The organism is Paenibacillus senegalensis JC66 (assembly GCF_000285515.1).
In the GTDB taxonomy this organism is placed as follows: Bacteria; Bacillota; Bacilli; order Paenibacillales; family NBRC-103111; genus Paenibacillus_L; species Paenibacillus_L senegalensis.
Genome location: NZ_HE610957.1, coordinates 43,372 through 70,029, shown reverse-complemented (window position 1 = coordinate 70,029; position 26,658 = coordinate 43,372). Strand labels below are relative to the sequence as shown.

Below are 26,658 nucleotides of genomic sequence, written 5' to 3'. Positions count from 1 at the left end.
AAATAATAATATGTCCGCCATATAATGGTGAGATATGCTTCAGCCAATCGGGATCAATGGGTCCGCTTTCTATTTGAACAAAACGGCCTAGCTGGACAGTGTTCCAAACGACAATAGCATTAATAAGCAAGCTGTTAGCTTGAACAAAACGGGAATGTTCATCGAAGGTTTTTATAATGGACTCCCGCTCACCGCCGGCAGTAATCAGGCGTCGGATCAAAGCGTACATATCCCTCCAGCGCTGCTCATCCCTGGAAATGTCATTATGCAGGCTGCCGCTGCGAATAAAATCCGTGTAAAACAACGTTTTTTCAATCCGGCCTATTTCCCGCAAAGCGAGTTTCAATCCTTCCTGGGAGCTTAGCTTTGCATAAATATGGCCGATGGCAACCGTTCCGGAATGAATAGAAGAAGCTAGACGCTGCAGGTCGGCGCCGGCTGCCCTTATAGCCCTGGTGTCAATTTGCCCCGTTCTTAGGAACGGCGGCGTTTCTACTTTCCCTATTCGATAAGGCTTCACATTGCGGAAGCGGAGCAAGCGGGGAACTAACCGAATGTTAAGCAGGCTGGCTAATCCGAACAAGCGATCTGCAAAACCAGAAGCATGGCAGTAATGAAGCCCGCTCGATAAGGTCGGGTCTATCGCCCCGCCAAGCAACCAGCCGATATGGCCGTATGGGGTGCCGTGGGTAGACACAATCATGAACTGCTCGTTCATGCAGCGGTATAGTGAATAGTTCCCTGTTCCACCGCCATTATCACTCCTATCCTTCCTGGCGATCGCGGGTACATGCTGCACATCTGTTGAGGTGAAGCTTTCTTTCCTCCAGAAAGCGGCGAGCGGCAAATTTCTTTGAAATTGAATGAGAGTTCGATGCGCATCCTCCATCGTGTCTTCATTAACCCGCCATTGAAGCGTATTCATGATCTGCCGATAGGTTGCTCCTGAAGCTGCTTCAGCTGCGTCTTTCAAGTTCCTCCTTCTCCCCAAACTGATGAGAATAGACAGCAGCCTTGCTCGTTCCGGCTCATCAGGTTCGCGGAGCGTAGAGGCATGGGTAAACCGGCTCGCAAAACCGGTCCAAGAATCCACTTCTTTTAATAAGTCCAGCAAATGGATGCCGGGGAGCTGGCTGTATAAAGAAGAATTCAGACTTAGGTACTTTCTGTATTCCTTCCCCACGCTTACCTGTTTATTAGAACGTGATATGTCCGTATTATGCGAAATAAGCGGCAAACGATTCTTCAAGCTTTGCTTTCGTTCAGCCAGGTATTGGTCAAGAGGAATCGCACTCTCACTCTTGTTCTGGGGCCGCTTGTCTTCAGCAGACGACAAAAAATGTTCGAACGGACGGTGTAATTCGCTTTCGGAAACCGACAAATTGCCGGCCCGGATCTGATTGCGGATTTCAATCATGACGGCCATCTCTAATATATAGCTGTACACCATTCCGTTTTTATCCGTTATCAGCTTTTTCTTGTGTTCTGGAATAAATCCAAGCTCAGTATTGGGTACAGTGAAGTGGCGCTTGCCAATATGATTAACCGCCTTCAGACTTTTGATGGCTTTAAGCAGCGAAGCAGTCTGTTCATTTCCGTGAAAATCAAGCACCTTCAGCATAATCGGGGTATACTTCCTGAAGCGAAAATATTGCTTCTTGAACAAGGTGCGAAATGCGGAAGGAAGCCCGGTGCCGTATGACTCTGCGCTTCCACCATTTTGACGGCAGAATACAGACATGACCGTAATAAATTCGCTGATCAAAAAATCATGTATGGATATGGCGCGGTCAACAAGAGTCGGGACTAACGTGTAAAGATGCAGTCCGAGCAGTCCGTACTTTTTATCCGTCCTCAGTCTCCTGTATAAATGAGGATCGTAAGCAGCGGAAATTCGTTTCAGCTTCTGCAGCCGAGAGTCTGGAATTTTTCCGGTATCCACCTGCAGGTTTAGGCTGCGCAAATAGCTCAAGCGTTCCGCCACCTTAACAAATCCTTCGGGTGAATACACCTCGTCTCCATCCCTTATCCAGGCTAACGTTCTGGAAGATTTGCCCTCCAGCATAGCGTCCAGCTGCAGCTTCTGCTCCTCTGTAAGAGAACCTTCCAGGATCGAATAGATTTCATTCTCTACGCTATGCATAGCTTCCCATACGATACGCTCCAGTGTTGAAATAGCTGGCAAAATGATTTTATTCTCTCGCAGCCAGCCAATAGCTTGCTCCATCAGCTCAGCGGGGTTATCGTGCTCCCAAGCCTTGTCATATAACAAATTTACAAGGCGCTTATGGTGGGATGCGGTAAAATTAGTAAATCCGAATTTACGCCTGATTTCCTCTAGGTGCTCTCTGCGGGTCGGCTCTCTTCTGGCGTACTGATTAAAAATATCAGCCGAAACATGAATTTGTTGAGCAATGTAGGCCATGGTGGATGGAGGAATCTGCTCATAGTGCGAAAGCGGCCAGCCGGGATAGCTGACGAGAGCCAGCTGCACGGCGAAGCCTAATCGATTATGGTCTCGACGACGAAGAAATATACAATCCAATTGTTTTTGGGAAAACGTGTAGTATTGCTTGGCTTTCTCTTCATTAGCTTCCGGTATTCGCTTAAAAAGCCCCCTCTGCTCTTCCGTCAATACTTCTATCGTGTTCACCAAATCCACTCTCCCGTTCCAGCCTAAACCTCTTTCAATGAATGTTCACAGAACCGATCTTGACCAAGTGCGATTCCACATAGCGAGATTCTACCTAGTGCGGTTCAACAGCGACATAATCGATTGGCCGGACTTCAGTGTTATTTGCACTGGTGGTCTTTATACACAATATGACTGACATCCTCATTTATTCACGCCTTGGCATTTCCAGCAAAAGTTGACGCTCATACCTATTTACATAAATGTTAATTTTTACCCTTTTATATTGTAAAACTTGATCGTCTCATTGTCCAGCTAATTTTTGCATGCTTGGCAGTGACATTTATCACACCTCACCGCTAAATATGTTACATTTATCGAACTCATCAGCCAGGGCCTCACTCTGTGAGCCAGGTGGCGGCTGATCAGCATCGCGACTTTGGGGCGGCTCCAGCGCCTGGCAAGATCCGCGAAGGTATAATCATAAAGCAGCATAGCATAAGTACCAAATTGTTGATTAAGAATGAAGGATATGTTAGCATGTAGAGAACATATTGAATGGGGTGTGAAGGATGGAGTAATATTTCTTGCTGATTGAATAAGGTAATAAAACACGGAAAGCGAAGCGATTCGCTTGTTTTATGCTTTATGGGCAAGAAAGTTACTCCCTTCTCACTCAAGCTAAATATCCTTATCCTGCTGTGCGGACAGCTGGATTTGTTTTATTTATTTGAGCTACAGGAAAAGTAACTTTCTTGTGGCTCTTCTTTTTTTGCGCAAGTTAACTTTAACGGTTTTCTTAACATTACAGTTAAAAGCATTACTTTTTTATGGCTGAAGGAGGAATGAATATGGCTTTAATTAACGTCTCGAATTTAACATTTGCGTACGATGGCAGCTACGATAACATATTTGAACAGGTGAGCTTCCAAATTGACACGGATTGGAAGCTGGGTTTTACAGGCCGAAACGGCAGAGGGAAGACCACCTTCCTCAACCTGCTGCTTGGCAAATATGAATACCAGGGGACGATATCCGCCCCGGTAGAGTTCGAATATTTTCCCTATCCGGTAAATCGTATGGAGGATAACACGCTGGAGGTTGTAGAGCGTATTTTTCCGGACTATGTGTATTGGCAATTGGTGCGTGAGTTGAACTTACTGGACGTTGCCGAAGATGCGCTGTACCGCCCTTTCCATACGCTGTCGAACGGAGAGCAGACCAAGATTTTGCTCGCAGCTTTATTTCTCAAGGAAAACCGCTTTTTACTAATTGATGAACCAACGAACCACCTCGACCTGGAAGCCCGACAGCTGGTGAGTGAATATTTGAATAAGAAGAAAGGGTTTATTCTCGTGTCTCACGACCGCTCTTTTCTTGATCATTGCGTCGACCACATTCTTTCCATTAATAAAATGAATATCGAAGTACAGAAAGGGAATTTTTCGGATTGGTGGGAGAACAAGCGGCGGCAGGATCAATATGAGCTGGCCGAGAACGAGAAGCTGAAAAAGGACATCAAGCACTTGACCGAAGCTGCCCGCCGTACTATTCACTGGTCTCACGAGGTGGAAAAAACAAAAAATGGAACACGGAATTCCGGTTCCAAGGTGGATAAAGGCTATATCGGCCATAAAGCAGCTAAAATGATGAAGCGGTCAAAAGCGATGGAGCACAGACGGCAGTCGGCCGCCGATGAAAAAGCTAAGCTGCTTAAAAACATCGAATCTTCCGAAAGCTTAAAAATAACCCAGCTGGCTTATCATAAAAAACAGCTTGTCGAATTGGATAACGTTTCAATTTTCTATGAAGATAAGAAAGTTTGTGAAGACGTTCGATTTATAATTGAGCAAGGAGAACGGATTGCGTTAACCGGGAAGAACGGCTCGGGGAAATCCAGTATACTCAAGCTGATTTGCGGAGAGGACATTGCTCACACCGGGAATTTACGGATCGGCAGCCAGCTGAAAATCTCTTATGTCTCGCAGGACACCTCGCATTTAAAAGGCAATCTAAACGATTACGCCCGAAGCCAGCAGATCGACGAAAGCTTGTTCAAAGCGATTTTAAGAAAGCTCGATTTTTCCAGGGAGCAGTTTGAGAAAGAAATGTCCGCCTATAGCGGAGGTCAAAAGAAAAAGGTGCTGATAGCAAGAAGCCTATGCGAGCAGGCCCACCTGCATGTTTGGGACGAGCCGCTGAATTTCATTGATGTTTTGTCCCGCATGCAGATTGAAGAGCTGCTGCACGAATACTCACCCACTCTTCTTTTTGTGGAGCATGACCGCGAGTTTTGTAAGCAAATTGCAACCCGGGTGATCCAGCTGTAAACTGCCTGCGGAATCATGGCTTGCGATTGCGCCAACGATTGCTCGCTCCATGCTGCGCTCATTGCTCGCGCCAGTTTTCCGCACCGCGAAGCTCCCCGCGAGCGGGTTCATCGTCGCATGACGGTGATCAGCTACATGTTTCTCACCCGGGAAATTATAGCATAAAATTCTACACTCCGGAATTGTCACCGCCAATTAGAGTTGGCTGCGGCCCTGTCCGCAGTTGCTGCGCGATTTGCGGTATGCAGCGCGAATGCGGGCTAAAATGCACCTGCGATTTCGGTTCGCATCATGAATTTCCAAACATATTCGCATTTCGCATATCTATTTGCGATTCGTAACATGATTGCGACCCGGTTCAGATTCTAACGCTCGCAGTCGTCCTTATTTTGCTACAAACCACGGTTTTTCCGCTTTGTTGTCACAAATAAGAGCGAGGATGAGCGTTAGAAATAAAATCCCTGCTTCGCGTTATCTCACCATTTCTCCGGTTTTTGCTTATTCCGCATTCTTCTGCACTTTCAGCGCTTCCCCACTAATGCTTCAGCGCTTCTCCACCACTGCTTCACCGCTTCTCACTATTTCTGCAGCTTCATTACCGCTAGTTTAATCAGTGGTCTTGTCAACCTTTTGTCCGCAAATATCAATAATGACCTGGGCGAAAATCTTGGCGGAGGTTATCAGATCCTTGAGGATAACAAATTCGTCCGCCCCATGCGGACGCGGATCGACTCCCGGCATCGTACAGCCGAAGGCGACTCCGCCCTCGATGCCGTGCACATAGGTTCCGCCGCCGCTATAATGGCAAGTTCCTTCCAGACCGGTGTACTGTTCATAGCAGCGAAGAAGAGTTTGCACAAATTCAGAATCGGCCGGGGTATGGTGCGGCTTGGAAAAGCCTGCGCGCTTCAGCTTAACGCCAAATGCTGACAGCTTCTGCTCCAGCACGTCCATAGTATTGCTTTCTGTAGCGCAAATCGGAATCCGGCTGTCGAAGAAGCCATAGATTCGCTGCGGTGCAAATTCAAAGATTGAAAAGTTGAAGGTCAGCGGCCCGGAAACTTCGTCTTCCATACGGATTCCCGCCGCCTCACCATAATGATCACCGTGCGGAAATGTCCGGTTGACACCAAGGAGCGCCCGATGCGCTTCACTGTCGGCCATAGGCAGGGCCGCAAGCAGTGTCAGCAAAGAAGTAACGGCATTGATTCCCTGCCAAGGTGTCGATGCATGCCCGCCTGCTCCTTGTACCGAGATGGCTACCCGGCCTGAGCCCGCATCTTTACAGGTGAATACAGCTCCGGTTGCGCCCGCTGCTTCCTCAGCATATCTGCGGACTTCATTTAGCTCAAGTCCCTCGACCACAGCCTCCGCGGAAGGCGGCACTACATTAACGCGGTACCCGCCTGATACGGAAAGAACGCGCGGCAGTCTGACATCTTCCTCGAACACGCCTTCAAAGCTGGTGCGAAGACCGCCCTTCTCCGTATTAATAACGGGAAACACGCCATCGGGCGAGAATACGTATTTGGGCGGCTGTTCCTTGGAGAAATAGTATTTCGTATCACTGCAGCCGCTCTCCTCATCGGTGCCGACGATCAATCTGACCCCACTGTGCAGCGGGATGCCGAGTTCCTTAACAGCCGCCATAGCGAATAAGGAGGCAATTGCCGGTCCCTTGTCATCAGTTGCTCCGCGTGCATACAGCTTGTCGTCTTCAACAACGCCTGCATAAGGAGGCTTGGTCCAGTTATCGCCCTCTCCCACAACATCCACATGCACCAAAATGCCAAGCTCGGGTTCCAATTCGTTCAGATCGATAGTCCCTACATAGCCTTCATGATTGCGAGTGATCATCCCAAGCTCATGCGCCTGCTTCAAAATATTGTCCAAAGCGTCAGCTACCCCTTGACCAAAAGGCTTGTCCGGCAAAGCGTCCTCTTTAACGCTTCTAATCGACACCAGCTGCTGCAGAGCGGCAACAAAAGATTCCTCTACCGAATCAAAATAGGATTCCAGATCGAAATATGCGTCCGGTTTCGTTTTCATATCACTGAGCCCCTTTGTATAGATGTCGTGAAGCCTCTCCGATCAGCTGCATGGAGCAGGCGCTCCAGTGATTCCTCCAGCTGTTTTCTAGGCGTTGCCAGATTCATGCGGGTAAAGCCTTCTCCGCCTTCTCCGAACAGGCTGCCCCGATCCATGTCCAGCAGAGCCTCTCCCTTCAGAAAGCCGATCAGCTCATCTTCGTTGAGACCAAGACCGTTCCAATCGATCCAGATCAGATAAGTACCTTGTAATTCAGCAATGTTCACCTTCGGGAGATGCTTCTTGAAAAAATCTTTTACCAAATTAACATTAACGTTTACATAAGCGAGCATTTCATCGACCCAGTCGCCGCCCTGTTCATACGCTGCTACCAGTGCAGCCCGCAAAAAAGGATTGATGCTGCCGTAATGATCCACCTCGCGCTGCTTGACGAACAACTTGCGTATCGGTTCTGAAGCAATGATGATATTGGAGTGGGCGAAGCCGGTAAAGTTGAACACTTTGCCGAGAGAAGTAGCGACAATCGCATGCTGTTCAGCTCCCGGCACTTTCATATATGGGACGGTGTGATGATGATCAAATACAATTTCCGCAAATATCTCATCGCTGATCACTAAAATACCATACTGGTTGGCCAGTTTCGCTACCTTGGCCAATGTCTCTTCATCCCACACCTTGCCTATCGGATTGTGAGGGTTGCACAGGATCATAATTTTCGTCTGTTTCTGGGCAAACGCTCTTTCGAGTCCGGCGAAATCCATCCGGTAACTCCCCGCTTCATAGATCAGCGGATTATTGACGACGCTGCGTTGGTTGCGCTCAATTACCTTACTGTAGAGCAAATAGACTGGAGGTTGAATAACTACTCCGTCTCCTTCAACCGAGAAGGCGCGTATCGCAGCAGCAATCGATTGCAGGGTTCCATAAGTCGGAACGATCCAGTCCTTGCTGATCTCAAAATCCCGTCTGGTTTTCATCCAATGTAAGATTGCATTCCAATAATCGTCATCGGGGATAGTGTACCCGTATAAGCCGTTTTCAGCTTTTTTCTTCAGGGCTGCAATAATCACCGGGGCCGTCTTGAAATCCATCTCTGCCCCGCAGTAAGACACGCCGCCTGCTTGCAGAACTGCATCCGGGGTCTCCAAGTATTTCATGTTGCCGCTGTTAGCTCTGTCGGCCAACGTATCAAAGTCGTATTTCATGCTGCTACAGCTCCCTTAGCTCAAATATGCCCTCGATTTCAACCGTAACATCCAATGGAAGCTGGTTAGTACCAATCGCGGAACGGGCATGAGCGCCCTCTTCCTCCCCAAAAATATCTATTAGCAGCTGAGAAGCCGCATTGATGACCAGGTGTTGATGAGCAAAGCCGGCTTCACTACTGACAAAAGCAAGCAGCTTCACTACACCTTTAATACGGTCCAAATTTCCTGTATAGCTCTTTAACGTGGCCAAGATGTTGATCACACACAGCCTGGCTGCTTCCTGTGCATACTCCAGTGATCTCTCGGCTCCTACCTTGCCGGTATAGACTGGTTCTCCATTCTGTGAGGGAATATGGCCGGAAACGTATAAGCCCGTTCCCAGGCGTTTAACCGGTACATACAGCGCTCCCGGTTTGGCAGCAGACGGCAGTTCAATTCCCAGTTCTTTTATTCTCTGTTCAATCTTCATCTAGCTTCCCTTCCTTCTCCTCTAGTTCATGCAAGTAGTTGTATACCGTATATCTGGAGACATTCAAACGTTCAGAAACAAAAGGAACGGACTTTTGAATATTAAACACATTCTTATCCTTTAACAGCTTAATAAGCTTCAGCCTATCCTTTTTGTTCATGTCATCCAACGGCTTGCCAACGATTGCCAGAGCTTCGTCAAAAATCTCACTCAGCATCCCTTCTCCAGCCTGCCATATCGCGCTTTGCAAATCGCCGCCCACATTCATAAGCCCCAGCAGCAGACGGTTCGCTTGCAGCAAATCGCTGAAATCAAAATTGATTCCCAATGCATATTGGTAATCTTCCCCCACCAGTTGAAACGTGGAGCTTTTAATTTGCTTTCCCTCAGGAGTAACCGCCAGGTGGTTAACAAAATCAACTCCGGTTACGAACTCGTCCAGGTCCTTGGTCGACCCCAGGACATCAACAATGGAGCCTACTTCCCTTCCGGTAACGTGACCGTTATAGATGGCTACTATCGGGTGCCCCTTTACGCTCATATCATGAATCAGGGTTTCGCATGAGCTGCCGAAAGTTACAGCAATCCCTTTGGCCAGCCGGTTGAGAAAATCAAAGGCCTGCTCCTTGTCCATGGAGATCCCCCATTTCATAATAGTTATTTTCCGGAGACGGTAATTCCGTCAACCCGAATTGAAGGAGAGCCGTAGCAGCCATGTGCCATCGGAGCTCCCGGCCGAAAGCTTGTCGGCAGCCCGAATAATAGATCACTGCCAACCTCTTTAATATTTTTCATAAAATCATATAAACTTCCAGCTATCGTAACGCCATCGAAGGGGCGCTCAATCTTGCCGTTTCTTACTACATAACCCGTTGCGGGAATGGAATATTCGCCGGAAGCCGCATTTATTCCGGCTCCATGGAAATACGCCGTAACATCTGTCACATAGAGTCCGTCTCCCAATTCTGCTATAAGGTCGTCCAGGCTTTTCTCACCCGCAGCCAAATAAAAATTAGACGGGTACACCGCCGATTGATAATTATAATCTAAACGGTGGTGATTGCCTGGCTGGGCATGCTCAAAATGAACAGCTGTCCGGCTGCTGTGCAGGTAGCTCTCCAGCACCCCATCCTTCACCAATGTCCGCTTGACGGCCGGTATGCCTTCGGCATCAAACGGACGGCAGAATACTCCTCGCGGATCAAGAGGATCATCCAGGATAGTCACCTTGCTGCTTGCCACATATTGACCTTCCTTGCCTTTCAAGGCCGATATGGCACTTAGAACCGATTCGGCAGAAAAGAACACGGAGAAGCCCTGCACGAGCAGGCTTGCCGTATCATTAGGAAACACAATATTATAGGTTCCGCTTTCCACCTGCTCTGCGCCAAAATAGCCATTCGCCTTCTGCTGTCCTGAGCCTACCAGGTCTTGGGGGTCGATATCAGTCAGTCGGGTACCGCCACGGTACAATAGTGAATTTTTCAATACACCATCCCGCTCAGCAACCATATAAAGCACACAGTAAACATAGTTAGATTTAGTCGAGACATCAAGCCCCTGATTGTTGACGATCCGGATCGTGCTGCTTACCGCATGAACGACGCCTGTTGTTTTGGACAAATTGCCATAGCTTTCGATTTCCTTCCAGATCTGATCCCGCAAAGCGGAAAGCCTGGAGATGTCTTCTAATTCATCGTCTGCCGGCGGCAATTCAGGATAGCTGCCCGAGCCGTCATGGTAATACGCTTCGCCGTCATTTTCGAGAATGCTTGCGTTTTCCCGCACAGTCTGAATCAGGTAGCGGGCTGATTCTTCGGTAAACTGCTCGGAATATGCAGTCCCCGTTCCTCCTTGTACCGTGCCGCGAAGCGATACACCGCAGCGCATGTTATACTGCTCTCCTTCGGGTATAGAAAGCAAGATGCCGGAGCCGCTAACATGATACAGCTCAACCTTCTCGAATCCGTTCGCTTCCGCCTCCGCAAACAAAAATTGCTTGAACGCTTCAAACTCCATTTTTTACCACCCTTTTCCCTGATTCAGTAGACAGCGACTATTTACCGCCCACCACAAGCTTAGAAATCTTGATCATCGGCTGACCATTCGAAACCGGCAAGCTGCCACTTGAGGCACCACAAAAGCCTCCATCAAAGTCCAGCTGATTGCCGACCATTTCTATATTCATCAGCGCTTCGACTCCCATCCCCATCAAGGTGGCACCTTTTACAGGGACGGTGATCCGTCCGTTCTCAATCAGGTAGGCTTCTTGAACGTTAAAGTTAAAGGAACTGGTCTGCGGATTCGCCGTGCCGCCGCCCATTTCCTTGGCGTAAAGACCGTATTCCACGCTGCTGATAATATCCTGCTCTTCATCCTCGCCTGCCACAATATAGGTGTTGGTCATCCGTGACGTGGGAGCAAAGCGGTACGATTCCTTGCGCCCGCTTCCCGTAGGCTCCATGCCCATTCTGCGGGCACCCAGCCTGTCAATCATATAGCCTTTCAAAATCCCGTTTTCGATTAGAAGATTTTTTTGCGAGGGAATTCCCTCGTCATCTACATTAATGGATCCCCAGGCACCGGGTATGGTACCATCGTCATAAATTGTAATTTTGTCAGTTGCGACCTGACTTCCCAGCTTACCTGAGAATACGGAGCCGCCGTTAGCTACAGAACTGGATTCCAAGGAATGACCGCAGGCCTCGTGCAGGAAAATACCGCCTGTTCCTCTGGGCAGGACAACCGGCATTTCTCCAATTGGGCTTGGCCTGGCATCCAGCTTCATGACCGCCACCTGACTCGCCTGCTCGCCTATCCATTCAGGTGACCAGTTCTCGAATAATTCCAGTCCTCCCTGAACCTCATACCGTTTATTGCAAACCTGATTTTCGGAGCCGCGGTTGGCAATTGAACGTACGCCAAAAGATGTATAAATTCTGCGGTCGTTAGTGTAAAGACCTTCGCTTGTAGCCAGCGTAATTTTTTGGTCAATATCTTTATACGTAACAATCGCCTGGACAACTTCAGGATGATATTCCTTGGCCGCCCAGTAGGCCCGTTTAACCAGCTCCGCCTTATCTTTGTTAGAAACGGAGGAAGGAACAATCAGTGTTTGGCTGTAATTCAAGTTATATCTTTCAACTAAGGACACCTGTTTTCCTTCCGCTATTTCCCCAAGGCTGCTCGCCGCTTGCTTGGCCAGCTTCAGCAACGACTCACGGGAAACGTCATTGGTGTAAGCATATATACTGTCCGTTCCTCGCAGAATGCGCACGGATGCACCATAATCGCAGCCCGATAGAATAACATTGATGCGGCCGCCCGACATCGTCATCGTGTTCCGCCGGGTGTCTTCCAAAAACAGCTCTGCATAATCACCGCCGGAAGCCAATGCCGCAGCTATCACTTCTTCCATTAATGTCCTGCTTATCATCTGTTCATCTCCTTCTGCTAGCCCCGTTCAATTCCTCGATCCGGTGACAGGCCGCAAAATGCGCCGGCTCAATTTCTCTAAGCTCCGGTTTCACTTCTTGACATAGATCTGCCGCATATTTACACCTGCTGGCGAAGACGCAGCCCTTGCGCTCTCCCTTGAAGGATTTTACGTCTCCGGTAAGCAAAATTTTTTCACGTTGTTTCTCGTAAATGGGATCAGGTGTCGGTACCGCTTCGAGCAGCCCTTGCGTATAAGGATGCAGCGGCTTAGTATAGAGCGTATCCGTTTCCGCCTTTTCAACCAGATTGCCGAGGTACATCACAGCAATATCATCCGAAATATGCCGCACCATACTCAAGTCATGAGCGATAAACAAATAGGTCAGGCCAAGCTCATCCTGGAGATCCATCAGCAAATTTATAATTTGGGCCTGAATCGACACGTCCAGAGCAGAAATCGCTTCATCACAAACAATAAATTCCGGCTCCACGGCCAAGGCTCTTGCTATTCCAACCCGTTGACGCTGGCCCCCGGAGAACTCATGCGGAAACCTCCCGGCATGCTCCCGATTTAAGCCAACCATCTCCAGCAGTTCATATATGCGTTCATTGCGCGCCTTTCTGCCGTTATACAGCTTGTGAATATCAAGCCCTTCTCCAATGATGTCCCCTACAGTCATTCTAGGATTCAGGGAAGAATACGGATCCTGAAAGATCATCTGCATTCTTTTCGTAAGCTCATGAGCTTGCTTGCGGGTAACGCGGTGCACGTCCATATCCTGAAACAGCACTTGTCCTCCATCCGCCTGGTATAACCGGACCACTGTACGGCCGATAGTGGTTTTGCCGCAGCCTGACTCGCCAACCAGACCAAGCGTTTTCCCCCGGGCAATCGAAAAGCTGACCTTGTCAATCGCTTTGAATTCGACACCCCGGCCTACCTGAAAGCTTTTCTCCAGGTCGCGCACGACTAACAATTCGTTAGACATGCTCCCCGCCCCCTTCCTGTTTCCTGTGACTTTTGATCACGGGTGGTGCCACCTGCGGCGCTCGCGGATCGAGCAGCCAGCATGCCGCCTGGTGAGCACCATCCACCGCAGCAAGCACAGGCTCCGCGGTTTTGCAGATATGCATGCAATACTTGCATCGGGCTGCAAAGGCACAGCCGGGCGGCGGAGCAAACAAATCCGGCGGCGAGCCCGGAATGGCGGCCAGCCGTTTGCCGGAGCGCTTCTCGTAGCTCGGCACCGATTCCAGCAGCCCCCAGGTATAAGGATGCTTCGGACGATAAAAAATGTCTTCAGCGGTTCCGGTCTCTACAATTTTACCGGCATACATAACAGCGATCCTGTCGGCCATCTGAGCGACGACTCCCAAATCATGAGTGATCAGGACGATAGCCGTTTTCAGCTTGTCCTTCAAGTCATTCATCAGCTGCAGAATTTGCGCCTGCATCGTAACATCCAGTGCGGTAGTCGGCTCATCTGCGAGTAAAATTTTGGAATTACAAGCCAGGGCAATCGCAATCATTACGCGCTGACGCATGCCTCCGCTGAATTGATGGGGATAGCGGTCCATATTTGTCTCATAATCCGGTATGCCGACAAGGCGGAGCATTTCAGCCGCCCGCTTGCGCGCTTCCTTGGTGCTGAGCCCTTCATGCTTGCGTATCCCCTCTATTATCTGCTTTCCTACTTTCATAGTCGGATTGAGAGAAGACATAGGATCTTGAAAGATCATCGAGATTTCTTTTCCCCGGATTGCTTCCATCGCTTTATCCGAGAGCCGGGTCAAATCTTGACCCTTGTACACAATTTCACCGCTCTTCAGTTTGGAGGGGGGCGAAGGAATCAGCTTAAGAATCGATTGGACGCTCACGCTTTTTCCCGATCCGGATTCCCCGACAATTGCCAAGGTTTCCCCTTCTCTTAATTGAAAGGAGATCCCGCGGACGGCTTGTACTTCTCCGGCATAAGTCTCAAAGGAGACGTTCAAATCTTTAACTTCCAATATGAGTTCCACGTATCATCCCTCCTAGCGGCGTAATTTCGGATCGAATGCGTCTCTCAGGCCATCGCCGAACAAGTTGAAGGACAGCATCGTTATGCAAATAAAAATGGATGGAATGAACAGCTGGGCCGGAAATACCCGGAATACTTTAATGCCTTCATTCACTAACTGCCCCCAGCTGGACATAGGCGGCTTGATGCCGATTCCAATAAAGCTGAGATAGGCTTCGTAGAAAATCGCTGCGGGGACGGCAGTCGTTATCCCGACAATAATAATCCCCAGCGTATTCGGGATCAGATGCTTGGCAATGAGCCGCGCCGCTGATGCTCCGAGCGCCCGTGAGGCGAGCACGAATTCCCGCTCCTTCAGCTGCAGAACAAGTCCGCGGATGTTGCGGGCGGAGCTCATCCAGCCGGTAATGGCAAAGGCCGCAATGATGGGACCGGGACCGGAGCCAAAATAAATCATGATCAGGATGACATAAATCAACTGCGGAATGCAGATGCAGATGTCAATAAATCTCATGATCAGCATATCAAGCCTGCCGCCAAAATAACCGGAAATGCCTCCGATAATAATGCCGATCAGACTGGGGACCACAGCTCCCAGCACGCCAACGATGAGGGATACCCTTGCGCCCATCCATACTCTCGCCCACAAGTCGCGTCCAAGGTTATCGGTACCGAACCAGTGCTCGGCAGACATCGGGGCATTAATATTCGTCAGATTAGTGTCGTTGTAACGGTAAGGTGTCATCATCGGTCCGAATATTGCAAAGAAAACCATCAGCACAATGATGCCTAGACCGAGCATCGCCACTTTATTTTTCATAAGCCGGTGCCAGGCATCCTGCCAAAACGATAAACTTGGCCTGATCACCTGCTGTCCGGCCGTATCGCTGATGCCTACCATCTCAAAGGGATCAGCAGGACGTTTGACGTTCAGTTCTTTATTCATTTGAAGTCTCCTTAATCAGCTACCCGGATTCTAGGATCGATCAATCCATACACAATATCGACGATAAAATTGGCAGCCACCAAGAATGCGCCAAAGAAAATGGTCAGCCCAAGAGCCATTGTATAGTCGAGAGATTGTACGGATTGGACAAAGTGCATCCCTAAGCCGGGAATGGCAAAAATCTGCTCAATGACAAAAGTCCCCATCAGCACGCTAGCGACCAGCGGTCCAAGAACGGTTACAATTGGCAGCATCGCATTGCGCAGCTGGTGGCTCCAAATAATTTTCAGACTGCCTAGCCCTTTGGCTTTAGCCGTTTTAATATAATCCTGACTGGTTACTTCAAGCATACTGGCCCTCATCAAGCGTGTGAGGGTGGCCATAAGGGATAACCCCATCGCCAGTGAGGGCAATACCGTGTGCCACACGCTGTTCCACTGGGCAACCGGAAAGATTCCCAGCTTGACGCCAAAGGTGTACTGCAGCAGGGTTCCGGCAATAAAGCTTGGTACCGAAATGCCGATGACGGCAACGAACACACACAAGTAATCTGCAGCCTTGCCTCTTCTCCGTGCGGCGATAACACCCAGCAGCAGGCCTAATGGAACCGCTAGCGCAAGCGCGCGAAGGCCGAGCTCGGCGGAGATTGGGAACGATTCGGCAATTATGCTGTTCACGGACCGATTTGTGTATTTCAGTGAATATCCCATATCTCCTTTAAGCAGATTGCCCATATACTGGAAATACTGCTCATATAGCGGCTTATCCAATCCGTAATACGCCATCATGCGCTCCTGTACCTCCGCTGACAGAAGCGTTTCGGTCTGAAACGGATTGCCGGGTAACGACCGGAGCAGGAAAAAAGACACGGTGGCCAGCAGCCAGAGCGTTAGCAGTGATATAAACACGCGTCTGATAATATATCTTTTCAAGCCAGTCGCCTCCATAGATTAAGATCCGTGCTTGCTTTGTTTAAAAAAAGAAAAGCCCTGGTCATGAAAAGAAACTTCTAGGACCAGGGCCTGGCCTTCTTTGAGCGCCTCCCTTATTTCATAGGCAAAACACTAATTACTTGGCAATGTCCGCGTAAATCATTTGTGAAGGAGCGCCAACTGCCGACCTAATAATGCCGCTGACATAATCATGAACCACGTAGCTGTTGCCGACATACATAAACGGTTCCAGCGGCCCGTTCTCGAACATATATTTTTCCACTTCAAAAAGCGCTTGATCTCTTTCTGCCGGGTCAACGATTCTCATCGCCTCTTGATACATCTCGGTATAGACTTCATCGTCCCAGCCAGTCCAGTTAACGCTTCCGCCAGCTACCCAGTAGTCGAACAGCTCGGACACATCGCGGGAAGCGGTCAAGCTTTGCAGGTAGATATCGTATTCTCTATTCATCGTAGCCTCAATTGCTTGCGGCACGGGTAGAATCTGGATTTCAATATTGTTCAGCCCCAATACTTGTACCCAGGCATCCTGAAGCGCTTCTGCATAGACCCGGTTTCGGCCATCCATACCTACATAGCGGATTACTGGCAGCTCATCAATAGACATACCGAGCTCGTCCAATGCGATTTGCAGGTATTCTCTCGCCTTGTCTTCATCCCCCTCAAGAGGCACTCCTTCAAACGGGTGCTCTTGCAGGTAAGAAGTAAAGGTTGGCAGTACAAAACGTCCTGCCGGCTCTGTCCCCGGCGGGGCAATCGCTGCTGCAATGTTGTTGCGGTTCAGTGCATAACTTAACGCTTTGCGAAAATTGACATTGGACATCAAAGGCTGAGATTCCGGCGTATCCCCGTCAAGATTAAATTGCAGCATCTGCACGCCCCCGGCAAGCGAATTTTCAGCATTCGGATAGCTGGTAATCAATGCGGCCGGAATACTTGGCAAATAATCTAATTCGCCAGTGTCAAACATATTCGCTGCCGTATTGCTGTCCGGAACAATCAGTTGAGTAATTCCATCGAGCTTAATGGCATCTGCGTTCCAATAATTTTCGTTCTTGACCATGCGAATTTCCGCCTCATGGTTCCATCTCTCCAGAGTGAACGGTCCATTTGTAACGATTTTGTCCGCGTCAGCTGCATAGTTGGAGCCGTGCTCTTCGACAACATCCTGTCTGACCGGATAGAAGTAAGAGTTGCTGCCGATGGTGACCAGGAAATAAGGAACGGGATATTCCAATTTAATTTCAAGTGTATGATCATCAAGCGCCTTGACGCCTACCTGGGAAGCATCTGTTATTTCCCCCCTGTTATAAGCCATCGCGTTTACAATCGCATCAACCTTCTCAACAAAGGAAGAGCCGGTTGCCGGATCAAGAAACCGTTTAAAGGTATACTCGAAATCATGGGCGGTCAAGGGTACACCGTCAGACCAGACAGATTCTCTTAAGTAGAAGGTGTAGGTCAGTCCGTCATCAGACACATCCCAACGCTCGGCTATTCCCGGCTTGGTTTCGTTATTGATGTTTCGCACAAGCCCTTCACTAATATGGAATAAAATCTCGTTGGACATATCATCTACACTCTTATTGCTATCCAAGGTTCCGGGTTCGGCTCCCATGGAATAAGTAAGTATTTTTTTCCCGCCTGCATCTCCCTCACCCCCGCCAGTGCCCTCTGAAGCGGTAGTACAGCCTGCGAGTAAGCCTCCGATCAAACACAAGCTTACAAGAATCAACCAACCCTTTTTCAAAACTGACCCCTCCAAAAAATGAAATGTGTAAGTGCGTCTTTAAGAAAACTTGACAATTTGTAAATCTACCACAGAACTCCTTTCCCAATTTTTCGCTTCCTAAACTAGCATGTTTATTTTTTATAGTTATACATCCAATTCTAACAAATTGTCAACCTATTTTTTGGGCCAAAATGTTATGTTATATAACATTTCGGGTGGATTTTTAAAGGTTAACTATGATTTTGTGCAAATTTCATGATTCGGTAGCATGTTGAAGTCAATTTTACTTACATTCACACTACCTTGTTTTGATTTTTATTAACGAATATCGCATAATTATTCAATCGGAAATAAAGTTCATTTAGCGTCCCGCAATCTCTGTCACTCTCATCCTAATATTGATTCATCGCTATTTATAAGCGTTTTTATATGCATATTTCTGATTGCTTTAACGCGTTGACGCAGTTTTCTTGCAATGCTTGCTGGCTTCAAAGCATGTATTAACCTATGTTAGGATACCTTCCTCCTAAAATAAACAAAAAGTCAAAATTTCGCGAAGGGAAAGCCATATTTTGTGATCTAGTAATGTACTTACATGCAGGTGCAAATTTTACATTCTCTTGCTATAAAAAAAGAAAAGACCGTACATAAGGGGTGTTCCCATGTACGATCAACCAGCTATAAGCGATGTCGTTCAACAAATCCGGATCTCAGCTTCCATAATAGAGTATCTGATACCAAGCCATAAGCTATTCTGTATATTAAAGGAAAGCTGACATCAAGTCATAAGCTATTCAGAATGATAATGATGGCGATATTCGGAAAGTCTGATTTTCTTCCCGGTTGAAACAGATTCGACAGCGGCACAGGTTAGCTCGAAGCTGTAAATATTGTCTTCTATAGAAGTGAGCGGTCTTCTGTCCTCCCGGATTGCGCTGATCAGCTCGGACAAAGACAGGACTCTGGGATCAGCCGCAAGCGGGGCAAGCGGAATTTCTCTTTCCTGCGTCACTTCTCCGCCAGTATTCACTTCTCTGACGACTATTTGGTCCCCTGCCAGCACTAGCTCACCACGCTCACCAACCAAACGGATATCTCCGCTCCATGGAGTAAGGCTGCCCCTTGGTACCCAGCTGCCAAAATAATTTACATGGATCCCGTCTTCAAACTGAATAACGACGCTGGCCGCCGGCTTGCCCTTCCACCAGCTCCATTCGGTTTGAAAGCTCTGGGCGAAAATCTCTATAGCTTCTTTGCCAAGCAAATACCGCAAAAGATCAAAGTGGTGGATCGACATATCCTCCAGAAGCACCTCCGGAAGCGTATCTCGCCAACCGCTAAGCTGTATGGACTGACGGAAGGTATATTCAACATAGCCGATTTTACCTACAACCGCCTGTTCCAGCATCCTTTTCAACGTCTGAATCGAGGCAAAGTAGCGGTAATTTTGACTTACCATAACCCGCTTATCATACTGCTTGCTCTCGTTAAGCAGCTCAATGCTATTGGCATATGAATCCGTCATCGGTTTCTCCATCAAAACGTGCATACCGGCTCTAACTGCTTGCAGCGTAAGCGCTTTGTGTGTTTGCTGAGGTGTGACGATAAGAGCGATATCCGCCTGAACCGTCTTGAAAGCTTCCTTTAGATCGGTAAATAATCGTTCCTCCGGCAAGCCGGTTATCTCTCCCGCTTTTTTCAGATTAGCCTCAGACAGTTCAACAACGGCACACAGTTCGGCGTCCGGGCATGCTTTCACGGCCTCCAGCCAGCTTTGACCGAAGCCGCCTGCACCAATTTGGATTACTTTTTTGTTAGCCATTTGATCCCCTCCGTAAGGTGGAGTGCTGAATACCACTAGGTTTTTCCTTTTTTCTTCCTAGTATCTTGCCTCTCAGTCATATCCATGCCGCTTCATGCTTCTAGTATCTTGCCTCTCAGCCATTTCCATTCCGCTTCACGCTTCCTATTATCCTGCTTCTATTCCTTTCCGTTTGTACAGTTTGTTAGGCTGTAAACTTATATGGAGGCGGCGAGCTTCATCCAATCATAATATTATCTTCTGGATAGCCAATTTTAGATTTCCTTCGTTTGTTAGCCAGTGCAAAAGCAAGTGTTAGCGGACCGAGCCGGCCAACGAACATCGTAACAATAATGATAACTTTGCCTATTGGGGAAAGATCGTCAGTAAGCCCCATAGATAGTCCTGTTGTACTAAAAGCGGAGGTGGCCTCAAACAACACTTCCAAAAAATGCTCCTCCAGCATATCTTCCGTTATGGTTAAGAGCAAAGCGACAATCAATACACAAACAATCGAACTGATAACAACGGCTAACGCACGCATAACCGTCTCCTGGTTGATCCTGCGGTGAAAAGCATGAATCTGTCCGCCGCCGCGGAATGTATTGATCGTAGCGAGCAGAAGCACAGTTAGGGTGTTGACCTTAATGCCTCCGCCGGTACCACCGGATGCAGCGCCAATAAACATCAGAATGATGATAAAAAACTGCGAAGTTGTCAGCATACTTCCTATGTCGATCGTATTAAATCCCGCACTGCGTGGTGTTGCTCCCTGAAAAAGAGCTGCCGAGACTCTTTCCCCAAAGGACAGCTCGCTAAATGTGGCCGGATTCCAGCTTTCCAGCATAAATATAACGAGGAACCCGCCGGCATACAAAATTCCAGAGACAAGCAGCACTACCTTCGTATGCAGGGACAGCTTTCGCCAAGACCGTTTTCTTAATAGATCGACAACAACAATGTAGCCAAGACCGCCGGTTACGAACAGAATGATAACTGTAACTACGACTACAGGATCACCGATAAAATTGGACAGACTATCTGACCATAAGGCGAATCCGGCATTATTAAAAGCAGAAATCGAATGAAATAGCGCATAGTAAATAGCTTGCCCTAACCCCATCTCATCCTGCCAGCGTAAAGTTAAAATAACCGTGGCCAACCCTTCCATAATAACGGCGATCGACGCGATATAGATGGAAAGCCGAACTAAACCTTGGGCGGAGGTGGCTTGAGTCGTTTGCTGGATGATAAGGCGCTGCTTCAACCCTATTTTTTTGCCCAGAACGATGGCCACCATTACTCCTAGTGTCATAAAGCCCAGACCGCCAATTTGGATCAGGATCATAATAATGACTTGGCCGAAGACGGAAAATGCACTTCCCGTATCCACGACAACTAATCCATTTACACAAATTGCTGATGTAGCCGTAAATAACGCATCAAGCAAGCCTATCGTTTCTCCATTAGCAGATGCTTGCGGGAGTGTGAGCAAGATGGTTCCCAGACAGATGAGCACGAAAAAAACACTCATAATAAACTGTGGCGGGCCCATGTTTTGCATAATGACTTTCCAGGATTTAATCCAAGCTGCTATTAAGGTAGAAATTCGTTTAGCGCTTTCGCTCATAGTGATTCTCCAATTGGCGAATATCTTCATTGCTGCCAATCATCAGCAATAAATCCCCAGCATGAACCCGGTCTTCTGCTTTCGGCGAGATGTTAATTTCATCATTAGTCTTAATGGCGAGTATAGTACAGCCAAATTCCGCCCGTATATTCAGCTCATCCAATGTACGGCCATTCATAGCATGGGGGGCCAATATTTCTACCAGATTATAGTTGGGGGAAAGCTCGATATAATCGATCAGAGTATCTGAGCTGAGCTGTTTGCCTAGCCGTATTCCCATATCCCGCTCCGGATAGACCACATGGTCCGCCCCTACTTTATACAGCACTGTTCCATGCATGTCATTTCTGGCTTTTGCTGTAACCTTGGGCATGTTAAGCTCTTTAAGAATCAAGGTTGTCATAATGCTGGCTTGCAGATCATCTCCAATGGCTACAATCCCGTGATGGAAATTGGAAGCCCCAAGCTGCTTCAATACGGTCTCATCTGTACTGTCTGCATGGATGACCTGGGTCGCTATGGAAGCCATCTCCTGGACCACATTCTCATTAGTATCCAGAGCCAACACCTCATGCCCATTCTCAATTAGCGTGCGTGTCAAGCTCGAACCAAATCGCCCCAAGCCAATGACCATAAATTGTTTTTTCATCTGTTTCCTCCACTGTTTCATGAGATCAAACCTGCAAGCAAAATCAAAGCACAAAAAAACCGGGAGTAGAAATCCATTATTACCCTGACAAGATGAAGGTAAACTAAAAAGCATGGATTCATTTCTCGCGGTATGCTCAGATAGAGCTTCCTTTTTCTGGACTGCGTACTTTTTCGTATACAGAAAAACCGCAGAAAAGCCCGCTTGTGGCAGGCTCCTCCAAATTACTGCTTATTCAATTCTCCAATTTGTGATTATACTATACCCCTTTTTATTGAAGTTGTAAAGATTGCCTTCTTAACCTGCAAAGAGCTGATAGCTAAAGCCACATCAGACTGCTCTAATGTGGCTTTAGGCGGAGTTATCCGGCAATCAAATATTGCTATTGATCCTATTCACGGTTTATTAAGAGTTGGATAAATTAAGCCAATATTTCTTCAGCGGTACCATAGATTCTTCAGGTACATAATACTTGAAGCAGTTCTCACTAATATCACCCAGAAGCTGGCGTCTTACTGGATCTGCTCCCTCCAGCAGTTCAGGGGATGCTTTATGATAGTCAATTGGTCTGATCCAAAAAGGACTGTAACCTATGAAAAGCTGGCGTCTTTCAAACTCTGAGCGGTTATGTGAGCCTGCATGCCACAGGTTCTGCGGAAAAATAAAGACATCTCCAGGCTTGCCGCATACGGCGATCTCATTCTCTACCGGTACATCGACATCCGTTTGCACCGGGTGGAAGTTAGGTTTTGTATGACTTCCAGGAATGATCTTCGTATTCCCTCTATCCGGCTCCGACATATCACTAAGAATGTAGCAAATCTTAATGTAGTAAGTGGACGTAAGTCCCCCTATTTTCGGAAACTGAGGATGCGGTCCATCCTGATGCCAGTTGATGAAGCTGTTAGTAGCTGTCTTAACATCAGCCGGGTTCGGTTTGCGAACAGTCAAATGAGATATATGAAGCTGAATGTTAAAGCCCAGCAGGTTCACCATCAAGGGCAGCAGATCCGGATGATCGATTAGCGAGAGGATCGCAGGATCACGCTCTACACTGTTATAAACATTATATGCAAGAGATTCTGTCTCTTCAGAAATAATCCGGTCAATCGCCGAGTTTAACTGCTTTACCTTATCCTCGGTGAGTACATTCCGCAAAAGAAGATAGCCTTCTTCATGAAATTGCTTTACCAAAGCTGGAATATCCAGGTTCAGTTGTGTTTGGTTTACAAGCTCGCTATTCAAGGTAGTCATAAGCTCATCCTCCGTATTTTACTCGAGTAAATTTTATTCTTTTTAAAAAAGGGAGAGAACCTCTCCCTTTCCATTTCATTTTTACACGTGTATACCTGTTTGTCAACCTTTAATTTCCATAGCCGAGCGCTTTCAATTGCTCGATTGCAGAGTCGACATAAAGCTTATAATTCATAGTTGTATCCATCGTATTCAGGAAATCATCATATTCGGAAAGCGGGCGTGTGCCATAAATGAACTTCGTGAACTCTTCCTCCAAATACCGGTTGGCGTCCGCCGGATTATATCCTTCTGGAAAATCGACGAAACCATTGAGTACTTCCAGGCGGGGATGGTTGCTGGCAAATTCGATATATTCAGCTTGTCGAGCGAATTTCACCTGCAAATATTCCATCTCCGGCCGGCCCGTGAATTGGTACAACCACGTAAATCCGGCTTCCTGCCCCATAAGCTCTGTAGCTACCACTTGGCCATCCTCTATATTGTAATGTCTGCCCTCCAATCCGAACTGAACCAGCATAGAGCCTTCTTCGCTAGACACATAGTTCAACAGCTCAAATACTTTGCTCAGCTTATCCGGATCGTTCTCCAGAGACTTCGGAATGGCAAACATCGCTCCTGCGTTACCGATATCCCAGGAGTTCGCATAAGCCCCTCCCGGTCCTTCCGGCGTAGCCAGTTGAATCCATTCGGCATTCGGGTTTACGGTATGAATTTGTTCAACGATCTCATCTTTGCTAATGTTAGCCCAGTCGATAAACAGCATTCCAGCCTGGCCCTTAATCGCTTTTTCCTGGTGCAGCAGTCCGGAGTTAGCCATAATTTCCGGGTCTACAACGCCTGCAGACATCATTTCATTAAAGAAAGTTAGCGCTTCCTTCATAGCCGGATCATAGAGAGAATTGATGATTTCCCCATCTTTAACAAAGAACTCTCCAGGATTGACAGTACCGAAGGAGCCATATAGCGGAGCAAACGTGCTCAATGAGCCGCCGGTATAGCCGATAGTGTCGTTTACACCATTCTGGTCGGGATCATCTTCGGTAAAGGCTCTGGCCACCTCAAAAAATTCATCAAGCGTTTTAGGAACTTCCAGATTCAGATTGTCGAGCCAATCCTTGCGAATCCAGATGGTCATGCTAGGAATACCGGGAGCCTTGGGAATCGCATAAACCTTGCCATCGATCATTCCCTTCTTGACGGTATCCTCGCCAATAAAATTGACAACCTCTTGCAAATCGCTCTCCAAATAAGGCGTCAAATCCAGCAGCAAATTTTGTTTTTGATATTGCTGAATCTGAGCTTTGTTAACTCCGAACAGGTCAGGCAGATTTCCGGAAGCCATACGCACGTTCAACTGATTCTGATAATCATCAGCGCTGCCATAAGCACTCATCACAAGATCAATATTAAGCGCTTTATCCAATTCCTGCTTAACGAAGTCCTTATCGGGTGAAGGCAATCCGCTTGCACTTAGCATGACCTCCAGCTTCGTTACTTGGTCCGTCGATTGCGATGGAGACGCCGATGGTGACGGAGTTTCTGTATCGCCTGTCCCGTTGCTGGAAGCGCATCCAGCAAATACTGCAGAAAGCAGCAAAATCGCAGAAGGTAAGGCTATCGCTTTTTTATTTCTCATGGTAACCCCTTCTTTCTTGTTTATTTATTGAATCAGGTTGGATGACCCGCGTCAAGCTGGCCATCCAACTGCCTCAACCTTTAATCGAACCTAGCAGCATTCCTTTAGTAAAATACTTTTGCAGGAATGGATAAACGACGATGATTGGCAGCGAGGCGAGCACAACTGCGGCCATCTGCAAGGTTTGTGTCGGAGTCATGTTCTCCACGTTCTCCATAGGCTGCTGAGTCTGCATCAATATCTCACGCACTACGACCTGCAGCGGGAATAGATCGCGGTCGGTGATATACATAATCGCTTGGAAGAAGTCATTCCAATGACCGACGGCGTAGAACAACGAGATGGTTGCAATAACCGAGAGTGATAATGGCAGCGCCATTTGAGCGAGAATCCTGAATTCACTAGCTCCATCCATTCTTGCGGATTCAAATATTTCCTCGGGCAGCTGCTCGAAAAAGCTTTTAACAATTAAGAGATTAAAGCTCCCCACCAATGTGGGAAGAATGAGCGCCCACAAGGAATCAAGCAAGCCTAATCCTTTGACCACCAAATAAGTGGGAATAATTCCTCCCGAAAACAGCATCGTAAACAGAACCATCATCAGGAAAATGCTTCTTCCCGGCAGCCATTTGCGGCTGAGCGGATAGGCCATCAACAGCGTAATGAGCATATTGAAAAAAGTGCCTACTACCGTAACCAGAGTGGTCACGCCCAGCGCTTTCACCATACCCGTTTCATCAAGCAGAGTTTTATAAGCGCTGAAGGTGATTTCCTTTGGAATAATCGGGAACGAACCGCTCCGCAGTACCTCTCCCAAAGGGGTCAGGGACACAGAGACTACATACAGCAGAGGAAACACTGCCACGATTCCGCAAAGGGACAAAATGATAATAACAACGGTGTTAAAGATGTGGTCCCCGGCACCTCTTACCATATTCCTTCCCCCCATCGTCTGGCAATCTTGTTAGAGATCAGGACAAGCACCAGACCAATCCCTGATTTAAACAACCCGACAGCTGCCGCCAAACTAAAGTTTAACTGAAGCAGTCCGGTTCGGAATACCCAAGTATCGATAATGTCTGCAACCGGATACACTTGCAGGTTATATAAGACGTAGACTTGACCAAATCCGGCATCCAGGATATAACCGAGATTAAGAATAAACAGCATAATAATAACCGAACGAATACCCGGCAGAGTCACATGCCAGATCATTCTTAGACGACTAGCCCCATCCACGCGCGCAGCCTCGTACAACGTTGGATCGATTCCGGACATCGCCGCTAAATAAATGATCGCTCCCCAGCCAAGATTTTGCCAGATTTCCGAGCCCACGAGAATTGATCGGAAATATGTCGTTGAGGTCATGAAAGGAATAGCTTCCCCGCCTAATTCCTTGATCCAGTGGTTAATCAGTCCGGAAGACTGGGACAGAAGAGCAATAAGAATTCCATAAATGATTACCCAGGACAAGAAATGCGGCATGTAAGTTAAGGTTTGCACCAGCGATTTGAACCATCTCACTCGGCACTCATTCAAGAGCAAGGCCATAATAATGGGCGGAAAAATACCGAAGATCAGTTTGTAAACGCTTATAAGAATGGTGTTCCTTAACAATTGATAGAAATACGGCGATTCAAAGAACGTAAGAAAATGCTTGTTCCATGGATCCGCCCAGGGACTTTTTAATATCCCGTCCAAAATGCTGAAATCTTTAAACGCTATAATTACGCCATACATCGGGAAATATTTAAAAATAATGTAATAAATAACTCCCGGCAGCAGCATAATATAAAGCGCTTTCGCTTGCCAGATGCGCCTAAGTCCTAAAGCCTTCCTGGCTTTAACCTGAGGCGGTGGATTAGCGGCAGTCGGTGAACTCATTCAGTACCCCCCTCATCGTTCCA

General features: G+C 47.7%; 20 protein-coding genes. 1 reads left to right on the top strand and 19 read right to left on the bottom strand.

The annotated features are described in order from the left end of the window. The coding region (locus PSHG_RS30825; protein WP_010268023.1) for a Tn3 family transposase at positions 1-2,653 on the bottom strand (2,653 nt) is incomplete at its 3' end. An 830-nt stretch (positions 2,654-3,483) separates the two neighbouring features. On the opposite strand from PSHG_RS30825, the gene PSHG_RS00725 reads away from it, so the two are divergent. Then, complete coding sequence (locus PSHG_RS00725) at positions 3,484-4,962, top strand: Lsa family ABC-F type ribosomal protection protein (RefSeq protein ID WP_010268020.1); 1,479 nt, start codon at positions 3,484-3,486, stop codon at positions 4,960-4,962. A 606-nt stretch (positions 4,963-5,568) separates the two neighbouring features. On the opposite strand, the gene PSHG_RS00720 is transcribed toward PSHG_RS00725, so the two are convergent. The 18 genes from PSHG_RS00720 to PSHG_RS00635 all read right to left on the bottom strand — a co-directional run bounded on the left by PSHG_RS00720 (position 5,569) and on the right by PSHG_RS00635 (position 26,635). Then, positions 5,569-7,011, bottom strand: coding sequence for a Sapep family Mn(2+)-dependent dipeptidase (locus PSHG_RS00720; RefSeq protein ID WP_010268011.1), 1,443 nt, complete (start codon positions 7,009-7,011; stop codon positions 5,569-5,571). After that, a complete protein-coding gene (locus PSHG_RS00715; protein ID WP_010268005.1) occupies positions 7,008-8,216 on the bottom strand; it encodes a MalY/PatB family protein in 1,209 nt (402 codons plus the stop codon). Before PSHG_RS00715 ends, PSHG_RS00720 begins: the two co-directional genes overlap by 4 nt. Positions 8,217-8,220: 4 nt before the next feature. Continuing rightward, complete coding sequence (locus tag PSHG_RS00710; protein WP_010268003.1) at positions 8,221-8,688, bottom strand: RidA family protein; 468 nt, start codon at positions 8,686-8,688, stop codon at positions 8,221-8,223. Further along, entirely contained in the window at positions 8,678-9,322 is a 645-nt protein-coding gene (locus tag PSHG_RS00705; protein ID WP_010268002.1) for a helix-turn-helix transcriptional regulator, read from the bottom strand. The genes PSHG_RS00710 and PSHG_RS00705 overlap by 11 nt, the downstream gene beginning before the upstream one ends. Positions 9,323-9,345: 23 nt before the next feature. After that, positions 9,346-10,707: a TldD/PmbA family protein gene (locus tag PSHG_RS00700; RefSeq protein ID WP_010267999.1), complete on the bottom strand. Its 1,362-nt coding sequence runs from the start codon at positions 10,705-10,707 to the stop codon at positions 9,346-9,348. Positions 10,708-10,744: 37 nt separating this feature from the next. Next, complete coding sequence (locus tag PSHG_RS00695) at positions 10,745-12,124, bottom strand: TldD/PmbA family protein (RefSeq protein WP_010267997.1); 1,380 nt, start codon at positions 12,122-12,124, stop codon at positions 10,745-10,747. 4 nt (positions 12,125-12,128) lie between these two features. Then, positions 12,129-13,115 (bottom strand): ABC transporter ATP-binding protein, encoded by a 987-nt coding sequence (locus tag PSHG_RS00690; protein ID WP_010267995.1) that lies wholly within the window; start codon positions 13,113-13,115, stop codon positions 12,129-12,131. After that, a complete protein-coding gene (locus PSHG_RS00685) occupies positions 13,108-14,148 on the bottom strand; it encodes an ABC transporter ATP-binding protein (protein ID WP_010267985.1) in 1,041 nt (346 codons plus the stop codon). The genes PSHG_RS00690 and PSHG_RS00685 overlap by 8 nt, the downstream gene beginning before the upstream one ends. Before the next feature lie 12 nt (positions 14,149-14,160). Beyond that, complete coding sequence (locus PSHG_RS00680; protein ID WP_010267984.1) at positions 14,161-15,093, bottom strand: ABC transporter permease; 933 nt, start codon at positions 15,091-15,093, stop codon at positions 14,161-14,163. 11 nt (positions 15,094-15,104) lie between these two features. Continuing rightward, positions 15,105-16,025 (bottom strand): ABC transporter permease, encoded by a 921-nt coding sequence (locus PSHG_RS00675; protein ID WP_010267983.1) that lies wholly within the window; start codon positions 16,023-16,025, stop codon positions 15,105-15,107. A gap of 136 nt (positions 16,026-16,161) precedes the next feature. Next, positions 16,162-17,796 carry a peptide ABC transporter substrate-binding protein gene (locus tag PSHG_RS00670; RefSeq protein WP_010267982.1) on the bottom strand — a complete coding sequence of 545 codons (1,635 nt, stop codon included), beginning with the start codon at positions 17,794-17,796 and terminating at the stop codon, positions 16,162-16,164. Between the two features lie 772 nt (positions 17,797-18,568). After that, positions 18,569-19,600 (bottom strand): Gfo/Idh/MocA family protein, encoded by a 1,032-nt coding sequence (locus PSHG_RS26210; RefSeq protein WP_010267980.1) that lies wholly within the window; start codon positions 19,598-19,600, stop codon positions 18,569-18,571. Between the two features lie 217 nt (positions 19,601-19,817). Continuing rightward, entirely contained in the window at positions 19,818-21,209 is a 1,392-nt protein-coding gene (locus tag PSHG_RS00660; RefSeq protein WP_010267978.1) for a TrkH family potassium uptake protein, read from the bottom strand. Further along, entirely contained in the window at positions 21,193-21,858 is a 666-nt protein-coding gene (locus PSHG_RS00655; RefSeq protein ID WP_010267976.1) for a potassium channel family protein, read from the bottom strand. Before PSHG_RS00655 ends, PSHG_RS00660 begins: the two co-directional genes overlap by 17 nt. Positions 21,859-22,263: 405 nt before the next feature. Next, positions 22,264-23,112 (bottom strand): phytanoyl-CoA dioxygenase family protein, encoded by an 849-nt coding sequence (locus PSHG_RS00650; protein WP_010267971.1) that lies wholly within the window; start codon positions 23,110-23,112, stop codon positions 22,264-22,266. Positions 23,113-23,221: 109 nt separating this feature from the next. Then, the gene (locus tag PSHG_RS00645; protein WP_010267969.1) at positions 23,222-24,751 is read right to left on the bottom strand and encodes an extracellular solute-binding protein; all 1,530 of its coding nucleotides are present in this window, start codon (positions 24,749-24,751) and stop codon (positions 23,222-23,224) included. A gap of 73 nt (positions 24,752-24,824) precedes the next feature. Then, positions 24,825-25,685 (bottom strand): carbohydrate ABC transporter permease, encoded by an 861-nt coding sequence (locus PSHG_RS00640; protein WP_010267964.1) that lies wholly within the window; start codon positions 25,683-25,685, stop codon positions 24,825-24,827. Further along, entirely contained in the window at positions 25,679-26,635 is a 957-nt protein-coding gene (locus PSHG_RS00635; protein ID WP_010267962.1) for an ABC transporter permease, read from the bottom strand. The genes PSHG_RS00640 and PSHG_RS00635 overlap by 7 nt, the downstream gene beginning before the upstream one ends. Positions 26,636-26,658 lie beyond the last annotated feature (23 nt).

Coding starts and splice junctions, on each gene's coding strand:
- PSHG_RS00680 (WP_010267984.1), bottom strand. CDS start 15,093: ATGAATAAAGAACTGAACGTCAAACGTCCTGCTGATCCCTTTGAGATG.
- PSHG_RS26210 (WP_010267980.1), bottom strand. CDS start 19,600: ATGGCTAACAAAAAAGTAATCCAAATTGGTGCAGGCGGCTTCGGTCAA.
- PSHG_RS00705 (WP_010268002.1), bottom strand. CDS start 9,322: ATGGACAAGGAGCAGGCCTTTGATTTTCTCAACCGGCTGGCCAAAGGG.
- PSHG_RS00700 (WP_010267999.1), bottom strand. CDS start 10,707: ATGGAGTTTGAAGCGTTCAAGCAATTTTTGTTTGCGGAGGCGGAAGCG.
- PSHG_RS00695 (WP_010267997.1), bottom strand. CDS start 12,124: ATGATAAGCAGGACATTAATGGAAGAAGTGATAGCTGCGGCATTGGCT.
- PSHG_RS00650 (WP_010267971.1), bottom strand. CDS start 23,112: ATGACTACCTTGAATAGCGAGCTTGTAAACCAAACACAACTGAACCTG.
- PSHG_RS00635 (WP_010267962.1), bottom strand. CDS start 26,635: ATGAGTTCACCGACTGCCGCTAATCCACCGCCTCAGGTTAAAGCCAGG.
- PSHG_RS00645 (WP_010267969.1), bottom strand. CDS start 24,751: ATGAGAAATAAAAAAGCGATAGCCTTACCTTCTGCGATTTTGCTGCTT.
- PSHG_RS00710 (WP_010268003.1), bottom strand. CDS start 8,688: ATGAAGATTGAACAGAGAATAAAAGAACTGGGAATTGAACTGCCGTCT.
- PSHG_RS00725 (WP_010268020.1), top strand. CDS start 3,484: ATGGCTTTAATTAACGTCTCGAATTTAACATTTGCGTACGATGGCAGC.
- PSHG_RS00715 (WP_010268005.1), bottom strand. CDS start 8,216: ATGAAATACGACTTTGATACGTTGGCCGACAGAGCTAACAGCGGCAAC.
- PSHG_RS00690 (WP_010267995.1), bottom strand. CDS start 13,115: ATGTCTAACGAATTGTTAGTCGTGCGCGACCTGGAGAAAAGCTTTCAG.
- PSHG_RS00660 (WP_010267978.1), bottom strand. CDS start 21,209: ATGAGCGAAAGCGCTAAACGAATTTCTACCTTAATAGCAGCTTGGATT.
- PSHG_RS00655 (WP_010267976.1), bottom strand. CDS start 21,858: ATGAAAAAACAATTTATGGTCATTGGCTTGGGGCGATTTGGTTCGAGC.
- PSHG_RS00720 (WP_010268011.1), bottom strand. CDS start 7,011: ATGAAAACGAAACCGGACGCATATTTCGATCTGGAATCCTATTTTGAT.
- PSHG_RS00640 (WP_010267964.1), bottom strand. CDS start 25,685: ATGGTAAGAGGTGCCGGGGACCACATCTTTAACACCGTTGTTATTATC.